Raw genomic sequence first — 17,905 nt, 5'->3', positions numbered from 1 at the left:
TTGAAAATGAAATAAGTTGTAATTAATAGTATATCTGGTATGATTTTCATCGTATTGGTTATATTACGAATATGAAGAAGGTGGTGACAAAAATTGGCAATAGAAAACCTTGAACTCGTGAATAATATGGAATTTGGCATAACATCGAAATTCGTTCCGAACTTATGTGAAGCAAAAACGTTAAAAGTTATTGAAATAAATAATTCATCCGTTCGAATAGAGCTAGAATCAAAGCAAAAAGGGGTATTCCCTCTCTCCCATTTTCAATACCTAATCCGCCATGGCGCATTGGTATTATCGAAGGATGAAGATGAAGAAACCGCATAATAGAAAACAACCATCCGTTCAGATGGTTGTTTTTTATTTAGGATTACTCTCCTAAATTTTCTTCTTTTAAGACAGACTCGATTCCTTCTAATGCAGCATCTGCATCATTTCCTTCAGCTTGTACCGTAATTTGTGAGCCTTTTGGTACACCTAAAGACATTACGCCCATAATTGATTTAAGGTTTACAGACTTTCCGTTAAAACTAAGTGTAATTTCCGATTGAAATTGACTAGCTTTATGTACGAGCTTTGTAGCCGGTCTAGCATGTAAGCCAGCATCACTTGTAATAGTAAAAGTTTTTTCTGCCATGTTTATCCCTCTTTCTAAATTTCATTCTCCTATAGAATAGCCATTAATCAACGTGATAATCAAGTATATTTTTCAGATTTGGCAATTTGCACAAAAAAATGTTTTCCGCGATGACACTTCCTTCTTCACAATAACTGCCCCACAACGAACACACGGCTCCCCTTCGCGGTTATACACCCTACATTTTTCTTCAAAGCCACCTGTGAGTTGATCCCCTTTAAAAAGGGGCAAATCGATGTATCCACCGAAACGAATGCCTTCCTGTAAAACGGTTTGAATCGATGAATATAATTTTTGAAGTTGAGATTTGTCAAGTGAATCTAGGCTTCGATTGGGTAACAGTTCAGCATTAAAGCAAATTTCATCAGAATACCGATTCCCGATTCCAGCAATAAAATGTTGATCTACCAGTGTTGTTTTTAGTTTTCCTTTTTTGTTTTCTGTTAAATTTTGAAAAGTCTCGAAAACTCCGGTTCAAGCGGCTCAGGACCTAAATTAGCAAATTCTTTTTCCACCTCTTTTGAAGTTAGGAGATGTAGGTAACCTAATCGTAGACCGACAAAAGTAAGCCGGTGTGAAGAAAAACTTAGAATGACTTGCTTTGTTCTTGAAATGGTATCTTCATCTGTTTCAATGTACATTAAGCCACCCAACATTAGATGGAGCAACAGTTTTTTACCACTAGCAAGGTCAAAAATTAGATATTTACCCCTCCGATGAATTTGAGTAATTTTATTTCCAATAAGCTCCTTATTAAATTCGGCAACTGAGCTGTTGATCGATTTTTCACGGTTTACCTGAACATCATTAATCGTATAACCTGCTATTTTCAACTTAAGGAGGTTTTTATATGTTTCCAATTCTGGCAACTCGGGCATCGTGGGACCACCTTTTTCATTTGGCATAAGCTATTTTAAAGGTATCATGTATCAAGATTCATCTATTTTTTTATGTGCGAGTTACTTCAATCTTCTTCTATCTCAATTTCTGTATATGTTTCTGGTTGCTGGGGATGCTCGGATTCAGTGGAGGGTTTTTCATGGTTTGGATATTGATCCTTAGTATTCGGATTTTGCATTTCTTCCTTTGCGGATCTGATTTTCTCAAAGTCTTTTTTTACTTGTTCATTTATTTTTTGCGGTACGCTTCCATATGTTGCCCCAATATTTAGGGTGCCATTTAAACTTTTAATGCCAAGTTGGGAAAAATTATTATTTTGCTCGTATTTATCTACATATAGCTTGTCTATATAGATTGGTTGGATAGGAACTTCTATTGACTCTTCTACTTCAATGGTCTTTGCGGCACACTCACTGTTATTTTGCTCAAATTTCTCTACTTGTTTCACAAGTATCTTTTGCTCATCGTACACCAATTCAAAATGTTGTTCCAAGGAAAGAAGCCTCATTTGCATGGAATCAAAAAGCTCGTTAAATCGTTGTTCTACAGTTGAATTTTCTGTTTCATTCCGTACTGTTTTCATTCTTATCAAATTTTCATTTTCACGTTTCATTAACTCAGCCACTTGTCTTTCTAAATGTTGAATTTTTATTTTCAAATCTTCTTCCCTTTGTTGATGCAATGCAAATTTTTCTGAAACTATATTGTCTATTAAAGAAATAACATCTTGATGTTGAATTGTGTTACTTTTTTTGTTTTCGTGACTTGATACTGGGGATTTTTCCTTGGAGTTATAAATGGAGAGCCGAAGCTGCTTTTCTAAGTCAAATAACTTTTTATTTTGGACTTCTAGTGCATTCATGCGTAAATTCAATTTATCCAGATCATCGATATTCAATTGCTTTAGATTTTTTTGATTAAATATTCCTTTAATCGTCATTTTTTTCTTCCTCACTCGTATGGTTAATCAATTGGGACGTGTTCTTCATCCCTAAATTGTCTTTTATAGGTAATAAAGAGCAGACCATTTTTAAAAGTTGCCCTAATCTGGTCAGGAAAAGTTGCTTCAGGGAGTTGAATGGTTCTTTCAAATGGACCGTTATATCTTTCCTGCTGCAATTGCTTTCCGTGGTACACGAGATTACTGTTTCCTTTTAATAATAGGTTTGTCCCAGATACAGATAACCGAATATCGCTTTTTTGATATCCAGGCAATTCGGCAACGAGTAATACATCATTATCTGTTATATAAATATCGGTTGGCGGAAAATTTTTATCACGCCCAAGTTCAAATGGGGAGGCTGTTCCCTCACTGCCCTGTGCCTTCATAAAATCTTCAAAGGAGGAGCCGTCAAATAAATCGTTCCAAAAATCAGTGGTTTGATATTTTTTCGCCAAATCCATCCACTGCAATAATTTATTCATATCCATGATGGATCCCCCTTACCTTCTATCCAAAATAAAAATGATATAGCCTCTAGTTAATCCTATTACCACATTTTCAATTCCATTCATAGAATTGACTAACATAATTTCTGTTTTACTACCATACTTATAACTATCTTGAGAGAAAGGATCATGTCCATATGTCTTTTTTACCGGTCAATATAAATATAACGGATATAAAATTAAATAATGTTGATCATCTAGGATCGGTTTCCTTTAGTTCAACGATTAAACAAAATCGAAATGTCAGTGGGAAAAAAAATCAGGGTTTTGGCCAACAATTTGGAGATGGCAGTGTAAAAATCTTCAACACAAGTTCTGTTATTGACAATGAGCCATATAGTTCTAATTCACAAAAAATTAAGAAATAAATTAAATTTAAGGAAAAAGGAGGCTCCAAATGGCTGGATCTGTTCCTTACATCAATATAAATATAAAAATTATTAAAGTAAATTCATTTGAAAATGCTTCAGCAATCAATGTGGGACAAAATCTTTTAGCAGAATGGCATAACTCAGATAAGAAGAATCAAGGTTTTGGTCAAAATATGGGAGATGACAGCGACTTTTTTGGTACAAGAAGCTTTGTGGATGACCGTGATCAACTAGATTCAAACTCTTCTTTTGAAAGCGCAAATCTGCCAAAAGTATAAGGAAGTGACAGGATGCTATTTTCTCCAGTGAATCTTACTATTGCAGGGATAAAGATTAATTCTGTTGACAATGGAGCTGTCGTTAATCTTGGACCAAGTCAACACCTGGATCAGTTTGTATCATACAAACGAAACCAAGGAGTTGGAGAGATGAACGGTGATTTGCAGCAAACTTTGATGTCCTTTTCAGAGGTATCAGATATGGATGTTCTTGACAATTTAGCTTATAAATCAAGTGTTATTTAACATTTCTTTTTATACAATATAAAAAGGAAAAAAAAGGAGTGTTTTTATGGTTTTAATCACACCAATGGTTGTCAATGTACTCGGTTTTAAAATTAATACTATCGATAATGGGGCCGTTGCCAATATGGGTTCCCTTCAAATTGTCGATCAATTAGTAACCTACAAGCGAAATCAAGCGTTTGGCGAACAGAATGGTGATTTCTCTCTGACAAACGTCCCAGTTGCGGCTGTTTTCGACCCAGATGCCAGTGATAGCAATGCAATTAAAAATAGTGTAGTTTGATTCTTTAAATAAATATGCCACGAAGGTATGTCCCTCCGTGGCATATTTCAATGCAGTCTTTCGATTTCATTTTGAAGCTGCTTTGTCCGTTTAGCATTACCCTCCGCGAAATTGGCAAGTCTATCTTTTAGTTCATCATCATGATGTACTCGTTCAGAGGTAATTAAATAACGTCGCATCAATTCAGATTCTGCCTTATAGGCGGTCTCCAGAATTTCCTTTAATGCATCGTCAGTGAGCGCATCCTCACGGTCATGGTCTCGATCAAAATCCTTCTCATGATTCATGATAAAATCACCTCTTTAGAAGTATTTGCGTTCTTGACGGAGAATAGGCTGTAAAAATTAGTTAAATAACGCGCTACCGACATAGACTCTTTTAATCAAAAACACCCATAATCGGTTGTCCATTAGTAACTTGGGTTCGTACTCCGGTTTCATCCTTCGCAATTTGTCCAGATACGATTACATAATCGACTCCTTTTGATAAAGAGGCTGGTTTTTCAGGTGTGGATGTGTCAATGATATCATGATAATCAAAAACCGTAATATCAGCAGTTGCCCCTTCATGTAATCTACCTCGGGTTGCCATCGCTGGGGCAATATCTTCCAGCTGTCTTGCAGAAAGAATCGTAATCTTCTTCATCCCTTCCATAAGTGGCAGAACATCTAGATCACGGATATATCGACCGATGAATCTTGAAAAAGCACCCGCTCCCCTTGGATGGCTGAACTCATTATCCATTATTGTATCACTGCCAATCATACTATGATCAACTTGAAGCGCCTGGATCAGTTCCTTTTCTTCCATCGCATAAACGATGATGATTCCACCTTTTTTACGATAAATCGGAAAGGTTTCTTCTGTAAGTCGCTCGGTTGTTCCAGCGACTTGAATATCTGAATATGTAATACCAAAACGAGATTGCCAATCCCCAGACATGCGTTCAAACGAAATATTAGTCGCCCATGAATCATATGGATATACATCATAAGTCACTTGATAACCTTCAGAGCGAGCTTCCTCAATCAGGGCAAGAGCTTCTTCCATCGCACCTGTCCCACCTGTACTATGAAGGTGCATAAAATGTACCGGAGCATCTAATTCCCTAGCATATCCTATGACTTCTTTCACAGAATCAATGCTCGTGTGCTCACCAGTTAGACTTGAATGCCGACCATGAAAATGAGTAACAAGTCCGTATTCCTTCGCCACTTTCATGATTGCCTTGATTTCTTCCGGGCTGGTTCCAGGATAATATTCAGGACTAAACGCAACAGAGAGTGCACCCTTTTTTATTTCTTCACGAGCACGCTTTGCCATCTGATCAATTTGTTCCTGTGTTGGTGTGCCATGATTGCCTAGACCTACCTCATAACGCAACCGAACGGCATACAAAGCACCACCATAGTTTACAGCTGTAGGATATTTATTGTATTGATTAAAAAATCCATCAAAATCAACTGTGCATCCATGCATCGACAGATTCGTTGTAACCCCGTCACCAATTTTAAATTTAGATCCCATCGGACTAGGATTGAATGAGAGCATATCAATGAAACCAGGGCTAACTATTTTTTGATATGCATCTATTTCAGTTTTTCCTTGAATTGTAGCTTTGGTGACCGCAGCCACTTTATCATCTTTAATGCCAACATGATAGCCAATTTTTAGCGTTTCTTTATCTGGATCAAGGACGATTCCATTTTTTATGACGATATCATACACATCAGATTGTTGCTCTTTGGCAGTCTCTGATTGCTTGTATTCATAGACATTAATATCGAGCTTGTCCTTCTTCGATTTAAAACCAACAAGCTGTTCGCCATCAAACAAAAACTTATCCCCACTTATTTTTGTCAGTTGTGTCGTTTGATTGGTTGTTAAATCATGGACATATGCCGAAAACTTGCCTTGATCCTTGATAGTGTAAACAATTTGTTCAAGCTCAGGATTGGCATCAACCCAATCGAGTGTTGCTTTTTTAGATGGGAGCTCTACGACAAGCAAATCCATGTGAGAATTAAATTCAGGAGTATTAAAAATGATTTCTGCGTTTTGCTTTTCTGGATTTGTTTTCGCATACAGCATTCCTTCCATGTACCCATTTTTGAATTTTATATTGCTAATATTCGCTGAATTCTCAAACGGGATTTCAGCAATCGTATCTTTTGTAGCAATATTAATGACTTCCATGAAATTGCTGCCATCTTCCTTTTTCCCATACAAATACATCAGGTGGGAATCAGGATTTACCTCGACCCCTTGATAGGTTTTGTCCTCATTGTTTGGAAGCTGAAAATCTACCCACGGCTTCACATTTTTAATGACGGATTGTTCACGGTCTCCGATAAAAAGCTTTTTTTCACCTTTTTCTTCAAGCATGGCGAGAACTTGATTCCCATAAAACGTAATTCCATCTATTTTGAAGCCGTTTACAATCAGTTGACTTTTAACGGCTTCATCGGTGTCTATGTAGACTTCCGATGGTGTAATCATTTTTGATCCGAAAAAGACAACAAACAGAACGATTGCAAGCGCTACGCCATATTTAATATAACGATTTTTCATAATTATCACCCTAATAAAAGAGGAAAAAATCTCGAACTCGAAATCTTTTCCCTCTTACGATTATTTTTCAAGTGCTGCTTCTAAAGCAACCTCGATCATATCATTAAATGTGGTTTGTCGTTCTTCCGCTGTTGTTTCTTCTCCAGTTAAAATATGATCACTAACCGTTAATACGGATAATGCATTTCGACCAAATTTCGCTGCTAATGTATATAATGCAGTTGTTTCCATTTCTACAGCTAATATACCATATTGAGCCCATTTTTCTAATTCTGCATTTTCGTTGTAGAATACGTCACTTGTAAAAACATTTCCTACCTTTAGCTTAAGGCCTTTTTCAATACCCGCATCATACGCTTTTTTCAATAAATCAAAGGATGCTGTAGGCGCAAAATCCACTGTTCCAAAATTAATGCGGTTCATCTGAGAATTAGTTGATGACGTCATCGCTAAAATGACATCGCGCACTTTCACATCTTTTTGAATCGCACCGCAAGTACCAACGCGAATTAAGTTCTGGACACCGTATTCATTCATTAATTCATGAATATATATGGAGATGGACGGAACACCCATTCCTGTCCCTTGGACAGATACGCGCTTTCCTTTGTATGTACCGGTGAATCCAAGCATACCTCTTACTTCATTGTAGCATTTAACATTTTCAAAAAAGTTTTCTGCAATATATTTTGCACGCAAAGGGTCGCCGGGAAGCAATACCGTTTCAGCAATATCCCCTTGCTTTGCACCAATATGTGTACTCATTCATGTTCCTCCTATGTAAATATTGCACTTTTACTATCTTACCACAATTACATTCTACTTAAAAATAGTTATGAACGCAAAAATATGGGGTAAGCTATGGTTGTAACATTTCCTAAGGAGGGACTCTTACGTGGCAAACGAAAAAATGAGTAAAAAATTGCGACAAGCAGTTGAATATGCGAATGCTACTGACACCACAAAGGGTGTTGGTAATCCACCACATACATCAAAAAAAGAAAAAGAAGGCTTTATCCAGCCTAAATAATTGGAGGGATATTTATGGGTAAAAAGAATCGCGCACGTACAGGTGCACCAAAGAAGAATAATCATGTTCCACCCGAAGCAATCGAGGCAGAACAAATTGCCCACGGAAAAGAATTCTCTGCAGCTGGTGGCCGTAAAAACGGTCCGGGACATAACAAGTAATTAAAATGGGGGTGTCTGGTTTTTAGACACCCCTTTCTGGTTAAAATAAAAAATCGACGGGAATCCCCGCCGTTGATTTTTCAGTCTTCATTTTCCTCGTCAATTACACATTTATAGAGCAAGTATTCAAATGTGATATCTGCTAGCTCCTCTAGCTCTTCCTCACCTGGGGCAAATCCCCTTTGGACAAGCTCGTTATAGAAAAACTCTGCAATTTCCTCCGTATCAATAACAACCTCAATTTCCTTCAGCATGATCGCCCCCTTTACTAAAGATGTATGTTTTAAAAACAACACCTATGTCATTTTTCGTATGTATTTTATTTTTTGGTCATGAATTCAAAGGTTCATACATAGGATGGAATATAAATATTGGACAAGCCTAATGGAGGGATTCTTATGAGCAAGCATGCCGTTATCGTAAAATTTCCAGTAAAAGAAGAAGTCAAAAAGACAAATAAATCCCTTGAATTTATCGACGGAGATGGGTTTGACAAAGTGTTAGGAAAAGTAACAAAAGGTTTATTTTCAACTATATTATTTTTAGGGATCCCTTATTTTATTTATGTGGTAATGCAAGCTTTTTTCATCGGTTAATCGTTACTTTTCCCAGATTCAAATTTTTGTAGGTTTTTCAAGGCTAAATCCATAACGTCCTTATATTTCTGATCCTGGAACATGTCGTACAGGATCTTGTAGTCGTTGTACACATCTAGTAAGCCATCAATAATTTCTTTCTTCTCCTTTTTGATACGCATATGATCTTTTTCAGATTTACGATAGATATCCATATTTTCATACATCCCCACATTTTTGTTTTTCTTTTTCACAAAATACTTCAGCGAATATTTTTGAAGGAATGTTTCAGCTTGATCAAAATCGGCAAGTAGTGTGAGTTCATCCTCTCCTGCTTCGAGCCACTCACCATCTGTCACTCGCGCTAATTCATAAATTACATCCTCCCATGCACCCTCTTTGTATCTCCAAATTTCCGTGTGTATCCCGACTATTTTAAATACATCATTGTCATAACCTTGAACAAAGACAAGGTCACCAAAATAATATTTATATTCAATTTCAATTTTTTCAATTTCCATCGGCTTTGCTTTATATTCCGAAAGCAAGGATAACGCCGATTCCGAGTAAAATACCTCACCTTTATTTACTTTATAAAGAAAATTCCCATCAAGATTACGGATATCTGTTACAGACCCAACTGTTCCATATAACGTAACAACGACGATATCCCCGATTTTGTATTTTGGCTTTTTGTTTTTACCATCCATATCCTCATCCCTTTAGCTTTTGTCTCGATTGAAGGGTGTGAGATAGTATATGCAAGTCTTTCGCAAAACGGCATTCGATTCGGGCTTGTGAGATAAGAAAAATAAAGGGCTGGCGAGCCTAAAATTTGTGATGTGATGGTGTTCGGTTTAGAGGTCGAGAGCGGACTTGAAATTCTTGCTAGTGCCAGTAAATTTGGGATAGAAGGGTTTCTGGTTTACTGATGGTAGTAGGACGACTATTCAATAATCGGATATGTAAATTATGTTAATCAAGATGATGCTATTACTTCATCCATCCTCTAATTCCCTGAATATTTTTTTCGAAAATTTCATTAAAAATTTTACAATGGTTTTGTCATGTCCTTAATCCTCTCCCTGTTGGAAGCCGTACACCTTTTATATATGCCTTAAATGATCATCTTTCTTTGCAATGTTATAGCGCTCACTATCTACTTCAAGCTCATATGCCACATCATCTTGGAGCAAGAACTTGATTGCATCAGTTAATTGAACCTCCGACCCAACACCTGGTTTAATCTTTTATAAGCATGAAAAAATAATTGGCTTCAAAATAAATCTTCCCTGTCACAGCAGGTCAGAGGGTGGATTCATATTCGGTTTTTACGACAATATCAGAAATCTAATATAAACGCTCTAGTTCCTTTTTTTCTACCGCCAACATACCATAGTTTTTCAGATGCTGTTTATCTACTTTTTGTAAAGCAATGACGTTCTTTCCATAATTACAATAGGAATCTATTAGCTCTTCCAATGGACTCAACTTATTAGAAAGGTAGATTTCATCTGGAAGTAAAATAGCAAAAGGTTCAACACTAGCAAAGTCCTTGGCTAATGACAGCAAGCCCTAATGCTTCCAGATAAAACTGCCACATATAATGGATTTTTATATTTGGAAGCTTCATTTTATTTAGGAGATGTTGTTTATTTTTCTGTTCTAAAAATGCTTCTAAATCTAGTAATCTATCATAATAATTAACAAAAAATTTTTTAGTGCCGGAGACAATCATTAAGATTTGTTCAATACCTGCGTTTACTGCTTCATCAACAATGTAATCAATAGCTGGACGATCTCCGATAGGAAGCATCTCTTTAGGTATTATTTTGATATTGATAATCCTCTTGTTCCAAACCCTACTGCAGGGATAATAGCCTTTTTTATCATTTGCTTTTCCCCTCCCTTCTTCTTATAAGTCAATTTATTCATAAGTTGTCTTAAAGGAAGTTCTCTACTTTAGAATGGGCAAGAAAATGAGTAAATTGTATATGGTCTTCAAAGAGTTATTTATTCATTTTTGATTCGCTATAAGAATTTTTTTATACGCTTCATTCTATATAAATAATAAAACTAGATAATTACCGTTGCATGAATATATTAATTTCATATTATAAATTGGATGAGTTCCTTTATTAGATCTTAGATTGGAGGGGTTTTGAAATGATGGAACCAAAAGTATCGGTAATTGTCCCAGTTTATAACACTGAGAAATACCTTAGAAAATGTTTAGATTCGTTGGTTATGCAAACATTAGATGAGATAGAAATTATTATTGTAAATGACGGATCTCCTGATTTTTCTCAAGATATCATAGATGAATATGTTCAGAGGTTTCCCGACAAGATAAAGGCAATTATGAAAGAAAACGGTGGTTTAGGTGATGCGCGAAATGTTGGCTTAAAAGAGGCAAGAGCTGAATTTGTAGGATTTGTTGATTCAGATGATTGGGTTGATCCAAAGATGTTTGAGACGATGTATGAGGCCACTAAAAGAGGACATGATCTAATTATTTGCGATTTAATTTCGATATCGGAAAATGAAAAAAATCAGCATGTAGCATCAGGCTTTCGAGGAGAAGGATTTAGTAAACGTCAAGCTGTAATGTATTCTACAGATCCTGCAATTACGTGTAATAAACTTTTCAAAAAATCTTTATTTGAAAAAGCTAACTTTCCTGACGGTTGGTATGAGGATGTTGCGACTACTCCCATTTTGATTTCATATGCCGAAGGTATTAACTACGTCCAATCTCCGTTCTATTATTATCGACAACGAACTGATTCTATGACAGGCAGCCAAGATAAGAGAACTCTGGGAATTATTAATGCTTGGGAGAGAATGTTAAAAAAGTGTAATCCAAGATATATAGATGAGGTTATTTTCGCTATAGCCCGAAGTATATCAATCTTTATTGATTATAAACCAGCTTATGCAAAAGAATTTATCGAATTTGCAGAAAAAATCAAAAAAAACATCGAAAATAACGAATACTACAAAAGTGCTGTTAGAAAAAATGAAATAAATGATTTATATAACGCTAAAATTATTCCACCAATTAAAGTATCGGTAATTGTCCCAGTTTATAACACTGTGAAATACCTTAGAAAATGTTTAAATTCGTTGGTTATGCAAACATTAGATGAGATAGAAATTATTGTTGTACATGACGGATCTCCTGATTTTTCTCAAGATATCATAGATGAATATGTTCAGAGGTTTCCCGACAAGATAAAACCAATTATGAAAGAAAACGGTGGTTCAGGTGATGCACGAAATGTTGGCTTAAAAGAGGCAAGAGCTGAATTTGTAGGGTTTGTTGATTCGAATGATTGGGTTGATGCAAAGATGTTTGAGACGATGTATGAGGCCACTAAAAGAGGACATGATCTAATTATTTGCGATTTAATTTCGATATCGGAAAATGAAGAAAATCAGCATGTAGCAGCAGGCTTTCGAGGAGAAAGATTTAGTAAACGTCAAGCTGTAATGTATTCTACAGATCCTGCTTTTACGTACAATAAACTTTTTAAAAAAACTTTATTTGAAGTAGCTAACTTTCCTGACGGTTGGTATGAGGATGTTGCGACTACTCCCATTTTGATTTCATATGCTGAAGGTATTAACTATGTCCAATCTCCGTTGTATTATTATCGACAACGAACTGATTCTATTATAGGTAGCCAAGATAAGAGAACTCTGGGAATTATTAATGCTTGGGAAAGAATGTTAAAGAAGAGTAAAACAGAATATATAGAAGAGGTTATTTTCGCTATAGCCCGAAGTATATCAATCTTTATTGATTATAAACCAGCTTATGCAAAAGAATTTATTGAATTTGCAGAAAAAATAAAAAAAAACATCGAAAATAACGAATACTACAAAAATGCGATTAGAAAAAATGAAATAAAGGATTTATATAATGCTAAAATTATTCCACCAATTATTCACTATTGTTGGTTTGGCAGCAAAGAAAAGTCCGAGTTAGCACAAAAATGTATTCAGACGTGGAAAGAGAAATTACCTGATTACGAGTTTATAGAGTGGAATGAAACAAATTGTAATATGGAGATTAACACCTATGTTAAACAAGCGTATGAAGCAGGTAAGTGGGCATTTGTTGCTGACTATTTTAGACTGAAAAACTTATATGAATATGGTGGGATCTACCTGGATACAGATGTCGAAATTACAAAAAACATTGACAGTTTTAGAATAAACAATTCCTTTCTTTCCTTTGAATCAGCCAATTTTATACAAACAGGAATTATCGGTTCGGTAAAAGGCGCCCCTGTTATAAAAAAATTGATGGAGTTCTATCAAAATGAAAGCTTTATAACAGAAACTGGTGAATATATAGCCAAACCAAACGTACCGCGAACTACTAGTATACTTGTTAATGAATATGACATTCAATTAAATGGGAAAAGGCAAGCTTTGAAGGATGGAATTATCATCTATCCGGTAAATGAACTAACACTTGATGTAGGGGATGGACAGAATTACGCTATCCATCACTTCGATTCGTCATGGTGGGATGTTAAAACTGGCCCCACATGGAAGGAAGTACTCTTAGAAAAATACTTTGAAGAACAAGGATCCTCTAAAAACTAATGTAAAAAAGTGTCTACCAAAGATGAAGCTATCCATAGTAAGAATATCTGTAGAAAAAGGTTCTAGTAATATACAAGTGTAAAGACTTTAAACAAACTGTCCAAATTGGTGATATAAATTATAGGCATTTCTAGCAAAAATAACTTAATGCTTAGGAGACTCTGCCGGTACCCATTCGTTGGAATCATCAACCTGTTATTCACAAATCGATTATTTTATAATTTCCTAAAAATAAAAAAATACCACCGAGAATCCTCATCTCGGTGGTCTAAAATCAATCTTCGTTCTGATAAAGCTCCCAGGCTTTGTCGAAAATGGACATGCTTTTTAAATATTGTCCGTTTAGCTCCAAATAGGAGCTCAATTCATTGTAATCCTTTGAATAAATTGGAAAGCTGTGATCCAAATATATGTCATTTGCAAATTGACTAATCTCATCCTTCGCTTTCGCCGCACGAAACTTCACAATATAATGATAAAATGACTTTCCCAAGACAACCACTTCCTACTCTATCGAACGGTTTTTTGTCATTTTATCATGTCAGAGTATCATGTCAACTAAAATCGGAAGTAATTATGCTTTAAAAATCGTGGAAACTCCATTAGTTCCTTGTACTGAATCGTTTTTGAAAGTTTTTTTGTATCGATTAACATGAGTTGGTCTTCAATTTCGTTGATGATGCCTTCTTCTTGATATTCCATTCCGCAGTCTTTACATTTGACGCTAGGCGTTTCCGTAATTTCGATTGCGCGTGTTCCGTCCGGAAGCTCCCAAAACACACTGTTTGTTGTTACTTGCGCTTTTTCTGATTCACACCACATACAATTCAACAATAAAACCTCCTAATTTGATGCTTCTTCTCCCTTTCCGCCCTGCATTTTTTTCAAAGTCGATTGATATTTTTTCTCTTTCATTTCATCACGTTTGTCGCGTTTTTCTTTTATCGTGCTGTGGGTTGGGTCTTCATCGTATTTCTTCCTGCGAGAAATTCGGTTGATGCCTTCTGGAACTAGATTGAATCCGTCACCTAATAAACCAGCGATACCTGCAGTTGATTTTTTATCATCAAGCGAACCGTAATGCTCAGTAAAGTATTCATCAGCACGGCCTGGTACATAGTTTTCTGGCTCTGGATAGGTTGTAATGACTCCTTCAAAGTTACGGAGTACTGTTTTTTCCGGACTTTGAGATAGTAGATAATTAGGCTGCAACGCAATTTTTCCACCACCACCAGGAGCGTCGACGACGAATGTAGGAACTGCATATCCTGAGGTGTGTCCACGTAGGCCTTCAATGATTTCCAGTCCCTTTGAAACAGGCGCTCTAAAGTGACCGATTCCTTCAGATAAATCACATTGATAAATATAATAAGGACGAACTCTAATCTTAACCAAGTCATGCATCAGCTTTTTCATGATTTCAATACTATCGTTAATACCAGCTAAAATAACAGACTGGTTTCCAACTGGCACCCCTGAGTTCACCAGCATCTCGCATGCCTTTTTCGCTTCTTCCGTAATTTCAATTGATGTATTGAAATGAGTATTTAACCAAACAGGATGATATTTCTTTAAAATAGTACATAGGTTTTCAGTAATACGCTGTGGAAACACGACCGGTGCTCTCGTGCCAATCCGAATGATTTCCACATGTGGAATCTCCCGTAAATTTTTTAAAATATACTCGAGGATATTATCATTAATAAGTAAACCGTCACCGCCAGAAATGAGCACGTCACGCACTTCAGGAGTGCTCGCAATATAAGCAATTGCAGCATCAAGCTGTTTTTTTGGCACCCCCATGCCAATTTGTCCGGAAAACCGTCTTCTCGTACAATAGCGGCAATACATCGAACATTGGTTTGTTACCAAAAAGAGGACACGGTCCGGATACCGGTGAGTGAGTCCTGGCACTGGCGAATCTTCGTCTTCTTCAAGCGGATCCTCTAAATCGTATTTAGTCTTATAGATTTCTTTTCCAATCGGCACAGACTGCATCCGAATTGGGCAGCGTGGATCATCTGGATTCATTAACGAAGCGTAATATGGCGTTATATTTAAAGGAATCGTCTTTGTCGAGATTAAGACACCCTCTTCTTCCTCCGGAGTTAGGTTAATCACCTTGCGCAAGTCATCAATCGTACGGATTGTATTGGTTAATTGCCAGATCCAATCATTCCATTGTTCCTCTGTTACATCCTTCCATAATTCAATGTCCTTCCAATGACGCTTAGGCTTATATAAGTTCATCTGCATAAAAAATCTCCTCCCTACTGTCATTAACATGCAAGTAGCATGCCAAAAATGAAGTAGAAAGGAGTTTTCGATTAATCATTCTTTTTTTGCAATTTATATTGTAAGGTTTGACGTGGAATTTCAAGTAGTTTCGCAGCTTGGTTGATATTCCCGCCTGATTTTTTCATAGCGGCTTCGATTAAGTTGTTTTCCGTTTCTTGCACGGCTTTCCGTAGTGGTCTTAACGAAAGTGTTGAGCCTCTATCCGTTGAAGCGAGAAGATGATTTGGCAGTAAATCCTTTGTAAGGGTCGAATCTTCTGCCATGATCATGGCGTGCTCAATGATATGCTTCAACTCACGGACGTTTCCCGGCCAGTTGTACCTTGCGAATAGTTCAAGTACCTCATCGTCCACTTTTGAAATATTTTTTTGAAAGCTATGGTTATAGATACCAATAAAATGATCCACTAAGTACGGAATATCTTCAATTCTCTCACATAATGGCGGAATTTCTAGTGAAAAAACATTCAATCGGTAATACAAATCTGGGCGTAATTCACCCGCCTTCACACATTCTGCTGGATACTTATTTAACGCAACAATCACACGAACATCAACTTGGAGGGCTTTTGCGCTACCAATCCTGCGCACCATTCCATCTTCAAGAACCCGAAGTAATCGTGATTGAAGCTCGAGTGGCATCGAATTGATTTCGTCTAAAAAAAGCGTTCCTCCATGGGCAATCTCAAATAATCCAGCACGGTCCACGGCACCTGTATAGCTGCCTTTTACCGTTCCAAATAAAATACTTTCTAATAAGCTTTCAGGTAAAGCCGCACAGTTTTGTGCAATAAATGGCGCCTGTCTTCGCAGTGATTCATTATGAATCGCCTGAACAAGAAGTTCTTTTCCGGTCCCAGTTTCCCCGTACACCAATACTGTTGAAGACGAATTTGCAACCTTTGTCGCTTGTTGCTTCACAAAGTTGAAACGCTCATTTTTCGTCAAAATATCATGAAAGGTGTATTTAGCTCCGTAAATTTCATTCGGTTTCTTCGAGACACCGCGAACCTTTGATTGAAGGTCCATCAATTTATTCGATAAGTCTTTTATCTTGGAATAATCCTTGCCGATTTCCACGGCACCAACGAATGTTCCGTTAATTTTTATCGGAAGTGTTGTGTTCACAGTGTCGATTAGCTTTCCCCATTTATTTTTATAAGTTTGGGGAAGATGAAAAATTGGCTGCTTTGTGCGAATGACCTTTAATAGAGTGCTAGAATCTTCATTTAAGGATGGAAAAACCTCAAGAAGATGCTTTCCGAGGACCTCCTCCCGGCTTAGCCCATCATGCTCTGCTGCCACCTGATTATAGAAGATGGTGATCCCTTCCTCATTTACGACATGAATCGCTTCGTCAATACTATCCAAAATGGCAATGACTAGTTCTTCACCGATTTGCATGGACCCCCACCTCCTATCCAATGATGAAATTCCGGCACTCAATGCCGAAAATTTGGCATCTTACCGCTCGGAAAGATCTTTTACCCACACATTCATATCCTCAATCTTATCAAAAATATAACAATTGTTTGTAAGTCTACCCGTATAAGAGTATCCGAGTTGGTAAAAGCTTTTGTTCATGCCATACGATAGTGCCCTTGCAATCGAGTACGCACAATAGATTCCATTGTTCATTAGCTCTTTTTCAAGCTGAACTAAGAGCTTTTTCATTAATCCGTGCTCTCGGTATGCGTCCAAGGTTGCACAATCGGTAAGTTCCGCATTGTAAAAAGTTGTGTTTATTTCGGCTGATGCCGAACTTACAATCACACCGTTATCAAGGACAACATAAAAAATCGACGAATCCTTCATTACCTGCTGAATATAGTCTGGATTGTTTAACGGAGTTGGGTAGATTTGAAACACCGACTTATATAAAGCCGCTAATTGTTCTGCGTCTTCAGGTGTTGCTTTGCGGATTAAAAATTGGGTATCTGTTGATTTGCTTTCCTGTGGACTTCTAAGGATGTCAGTTATAATTTTTTCTTCTTCCATCCATTTTTCACTATTTCGTCGTTCATTTGTAAAATATTTCGTGACAAAATAAGCATCACTGCCATTATAATATTTTTGGATCATCGCTTCGATCATAAATCCTTGACCCAAAAAACAAATGAGGTCTTCTCGTTTTGCCATACATATGATTTTTTCAAAGGAATGCTGTTTAGCAATCACGTGAACCTCATCCAAAAGAGACAAGAGATTACCTCTGTATTCTAAAACTCGAAGCCTGAGATTGAAATAATCTACAACGATATTTGCTTGATATGTAGCTGTTTGTAATCGTTTTTCTTCACTGTATTTCTGCTCTGACAACAATCAAACCTCCTCGAAACCTTTTAAACTATCATTAAAATCAAATGCGCCTTGGCGTATTTGCGTCCAGATTTTTCAGGCCCACACAATGTGGGTCACAAAGACGTTACCACAGGTTGTGGCGTTCTTAGTCTTTGATCTTATGCTCGTAAACTTCCTTTGAAAATCTGT

The 17,905-nt window shown here is 36.8% G+C and carries 24 protein-coding genes and 1 pseudogene; 9 read left to right on the top strand and 16 right to left on the bottom strand.

Annotated features, from left to right (window positions below):
* Positions 1-93: 93 nt before the first annotated feature.
* The gene (locus tag V7147_RS19635; RefSeq protein WP_335369506.1) at positions 94-327 is read left to right on the top strand and encodes a hypothetical protein; all 234 of its coding nucleotides are present in this window, start codon (positions 94-96) and stop codon (positions 325-327) included.
* Positions 328-370: 43 nt separating this feature from the next.
* On the opposite strand, the gene V7147_RS19630 is transcribed toward V7147_RS19635, so the two are convergent.
* From V7147_RS19630 to V7147_RS19615, 4 genes and pseudogenes are all read right to left on the bottom strand, one after another.
* Complete coding sequence (locus V7147_RS19630) at positions 371-637, bottom strand: phosphocarrier protein HPr (protein ID WP_335369505.1); 267 nt, start codon at positions 635-637, stop codon at positions 371-373.
* 72 nt (positions 638-709) lie between these two features.
* A pseudogene (gene mutM / locus V7147_RS19625) lies at positions 710-1,515 on the bottom strand (bifunctional DNA-formamidopyrimidine glycosylase/DNA-(apurinic or apyrimidinic site) lyase).
* An 86-nt stretch (positions 1,516-1,601) separates the two neighbouring features.
* Entirely contained in the window at positions 1,602-2,477 is an 876-nt protein-coding gene (locus V7147_RS19620; RefSeq protein ID WP_335369504.1) for a hypothetical protein, read from the bottom strand.
* Between the two features lie 23 nt (positions 2,478-2,500).
* Positions 2,501-2,968 carry an Hsp20/alpha crystallin family protein gene (locus V7147_RS19615; RefSeq protein WP_335369503.1) on the bottom strand — a complete coding sequence of 156 codons (468 nt, stop codon included), beginning with the start codon at positions 2,966-2,968 and terminating at the stop codon, positions 2,501-2,503.
* A 155-nt stretch (positions 2,969-3,123) separates the two neighbouring features.
* On the opposite strand from V7147_RS19615, the gene V7147_RS19610 reads away from it, so the two are divergent.
* Genes V7147_RS19610 through V7147_RS19595 form a run of 4 tightly spaced genes read left to right on the top strand, consistent with a single transcriptional unit; the run spans position 3,124 to position 4,164 of the window.
* Complete coding sequence (locus V7147_RS19610; protein WP_335369502.1) at positions 3,124-3,354, top strand: hypothetical protein; 231 nt, start codon at positions 3,124-3,126, stop codon at positions 3,352-3,354.
* 29 nt (positions 3,355-3,383) lie between these two features.
* Positions 3,384-3,635: a hypothetical protein gene (locus tag V7147_RS19605; protein ID WP_335369501.1), complete on the top strand. Its 252-nt coding sequence runs from the start codon at positions 3,384-3,386 to the stop codon at positions 3,633-3,635.
* 12 nt (positions 3,636-3,647) lie between these two features.
* On the top strand, positions 3,648-3,881 hold the full coding sequence (locus V7147_RS19600) for a hypothetical protein (protein WP_335369500.1): 234 nt from the start codon (positions 3,648-3,650) through the stop codon (positions 3,879-3,881).
* A gap of 46 nt (positions 3,882-3,927) precedes the next feature.
* Positions 3,928-4,164 carry a hypothetical protein gene (locus V7147_RS19595; RefSeq protein WP_335369499.1) on the top strand — a complete coding sequence of 79 codons (237 nt, stop codon included), beginning with the start codon at positions 3,928-3,930 and terminating at the stop codon, positions 4,162-4,164.
* Between the two features lie 47 nt (positions 4,165-4,211).
* Here V7147_RS19595 and V7147_RS19590 read toward each other — a convergent pair whose 3' ends face one another.
* The 3 genes from V7147_RS19590 to deoD form a co-directional block, all read right to left on the bottom strand.
* Positions 4,212-4,451: a hypothetical protein gene (locus tag V7147_RS19590; protein ID WP_335369498.1), complete on the bottom strand. Its 240-nt coding sequence runs from the start codon at positions 4,449-4,451 to the stop codon at positions 4,212-4,214.
* A 91-nt stretch (positions 4,452-4,542) separates the two neighbouring features.
* Complete coding sequence (locus V7147_RS19585; protein WP_335369497.1) at positions 4,543-6,735, bottom strand: amidohydrolase family protein; 2,193 nt, start codon at positions 6,733-6,735, stop codon at positions 4,543-4,545.
* A gap of 60 nt (positions 6,736-6,795) precedes the next feature.
* On the bottom strand, positions 6,796-7,500 hold the full coding sequence (deoD, locus tag V7147_RS19580; RefSeq protein ID WP_335369496.1) for a purine-nucleoside phosphorylase: 705 nt from the start codon (positions 7,498-7,500) through the stop codon (positions 6,796-6,798).
* Positions 7,501-7,630: 130 nt separating this feature from the next.
* Between deoD and V7147_RS19575 the strand changes: the two genes are divergently transcribed.
* Entirely contained in the window at positions 7,631-7,765 is a 135-nt protein-coding gene (locus V7147_RS19575; protein WP_335369495.1) for a hypothetical protein, read from the top strand.
* Positions 7,766-7,779: 14 nt separating this feature from the next.
* Complete coding sequence (locus tag V7147_RS19570; protein ID WP_229140156.1) at positions 7,780-7,926, top strand: hypothetical protein; 147 nt, start codon at positions 7,780-7,782, stop codon at positions 7,924-7,926.
* An 80-nt stretch (positions 7,927-8,006) separates the two neighbouring features.
* Here V7147_RS19570 and V7147_RS19565 read toward each other — a convergent pair whose 3' ends face one another.
* A complete protein-coding gene (locus V7147_RS19565; RefSeq protein ID WP_083497256.1) occupies positions 8,007-8,177 on the bottom strand; it encodes a YozD family protein in 171 nt (56 codons plus the stop codon).
* A gap of 147 nt (positions 8,178-8,324) precedes the next feature.
* Between V7147_RS19565 and V7147_RS19560 the strand changes: the two genes are divergently transcribed.
* Entirely contained in the window at positions 8,325-8,522 is a 198-nt protein-coding gene (locus V7147_RS19560; RefSeq protein WP_335369494.1) for a hypothetical protein, read from the top strand.
* On the opposite strand, the gene V7147_RS19555 is transcribed toward V7147_RS19560, so the two are convergent.
* The 3 genes from V7147_RS19555 to V7147_RS19545 all read right to left on the bottom strand — a co-directional run bounded on the left by V7147_RS19555 (position 8,519) and on the right by V7147_RS19545 (position 10,317).
* Positions 8,519-9,211 carry a hypothetical protein gene (locus V7147_RS19555; RefSeq protein ID WP_335369493.1) on the bottom strand — a complete coding sequence of 231 codons (693 nt, stop codon included), beginning with the start codon at positions 9,209-9,211 and terminating at the stop codon, positions 8,519-8,521. The two genes, V7147_RS19560 and V7147_RS19555, sit on opposite strands and share 4 nt — an antisense overlap.
* Before the next feature lie 640 nt (positions 9,212-9,851).
* Positions 9,852-10,073 carry a hypothetical protein gene (locus tag V7147_RS19550; RefSeq protein WP_335369492.1) on the bottom strand — a complete coding sequence of 74 codons (222 nt, stop codon included), beginning with the start codon at positions 10,071-10,073 and terminating at the stop codon, positions 9,852-9,854.
* Positions 10,045-10,317: a hypothetical protein gene (locus V7147_RS19545; protein ID WP_335369491.1), complete on the bottom strand. Its 273-nt coding sequence runs from the start codon at positions 10,315-10,317 to the stop codon at positions 10,045-10,047. The genes V7147_RS19550 and V7147_RS19545 overlap by 29 nt, the downstream gene beginning before the upstream one ends.
* 353 nt (positions 10,318-10,670) lie before the next feature.
* Between V7147_RS19545 and V7147_RS19540 the strand changes: the two genes are divergently transcribed.
* Complete coding sequence (locus V7147_RS19540) at positions 10,671-13,118, top strand: glycosyltransferase (protein ID WP_335369490.1); 2,448 nt, start codon at positions 10,671-10,673, stop codon at positions 13,116-13,118.
* Between the two features lie 274 nt (positions 13,119-13,392).
* On the opposite strand, the gene V7147_RS19535 is transcribed toward V7147_RS19540, so the two are convergent.
* The 5 genes from V7147_RS19535 to ablB form a co-directional block, all read right to left on the bottom strand.
* The gene (locus V7147_RS19535; RefSeq protein ID WP_335369489.1) at positions 13,393-13,611 is read right to left on the bottom strand and encodes a YozE family protein; all 219 of its coding nucleotides are present in this window, start codon (positions 13,609-13,611) and stop codon (positions 13,393-13,395) included.
* Positions 13,612-13,676: 65 nt separating this feature from the next.
* Positions 13,677-13,949 carry a YokU family protein gene (locus tag V7147_RS19530; RefSeq protein WP_335369488.1) on the bottom strand — a complete coding sequence of 91 codons (273 nt, stop codon included), beginning with the start codon at positions 13,947-13,949 and terminating at the stop codon, positions 13,677-13,679.
* A gap of 12 nt (positions 13,950-13,961) precedes the next feature.
* Positions 13,962-15,374: a lysine 2,3-aminomutase gene (gene ablA, locus V7147_RS19525; protein ID WP_335369487.1), complete on the bottom strand. Its 1,413-nt coding sequence runs from the start codon at positions 15,372-15,374 to the stop codon at positions 13,962-13,964.
* Positions 15,375-15,445: 71 nt separating this feature from the next.
* Positions 15,446-16,819 (bottom strand): sigma-54 interaction domain-containing protein, encoded by a 1,374-nt coding sequence (locus tag V7147_RS19520; protein ID WP_335369486.1) that lies wholly within the window; start codon positions 16,817-16,819, stop codon positions 15,446-15,448.
* A gap of 60 nt (positions 16,820-16,879) precedes the next feature.
* Entirely contained in the window at positions 16,880-17,734 is an 855-nt protein-coding gene (gene ablB / locus V7147_RS19515) for a putative beta-lysine N-acetyltransferase (RefSeq protein ID WP_438824614.1), read from the bottom strand.
* Positions 17,735-17,905 lie beyond the last annotated feature (171 nt).

Source organism: Bacillus sp. JJ1521 (assembly GCF_036965165.1).
In the GTDB taxonomy this organism is placed as follows: domain Bacteria; phylum Bacillota; class Bacilli; order Bacillales; family Bacillaceae_L; genus Ferdinandcohnia.
This window is presented reverse-complemented; position numbering and strand designations above follow the sequence as displayed.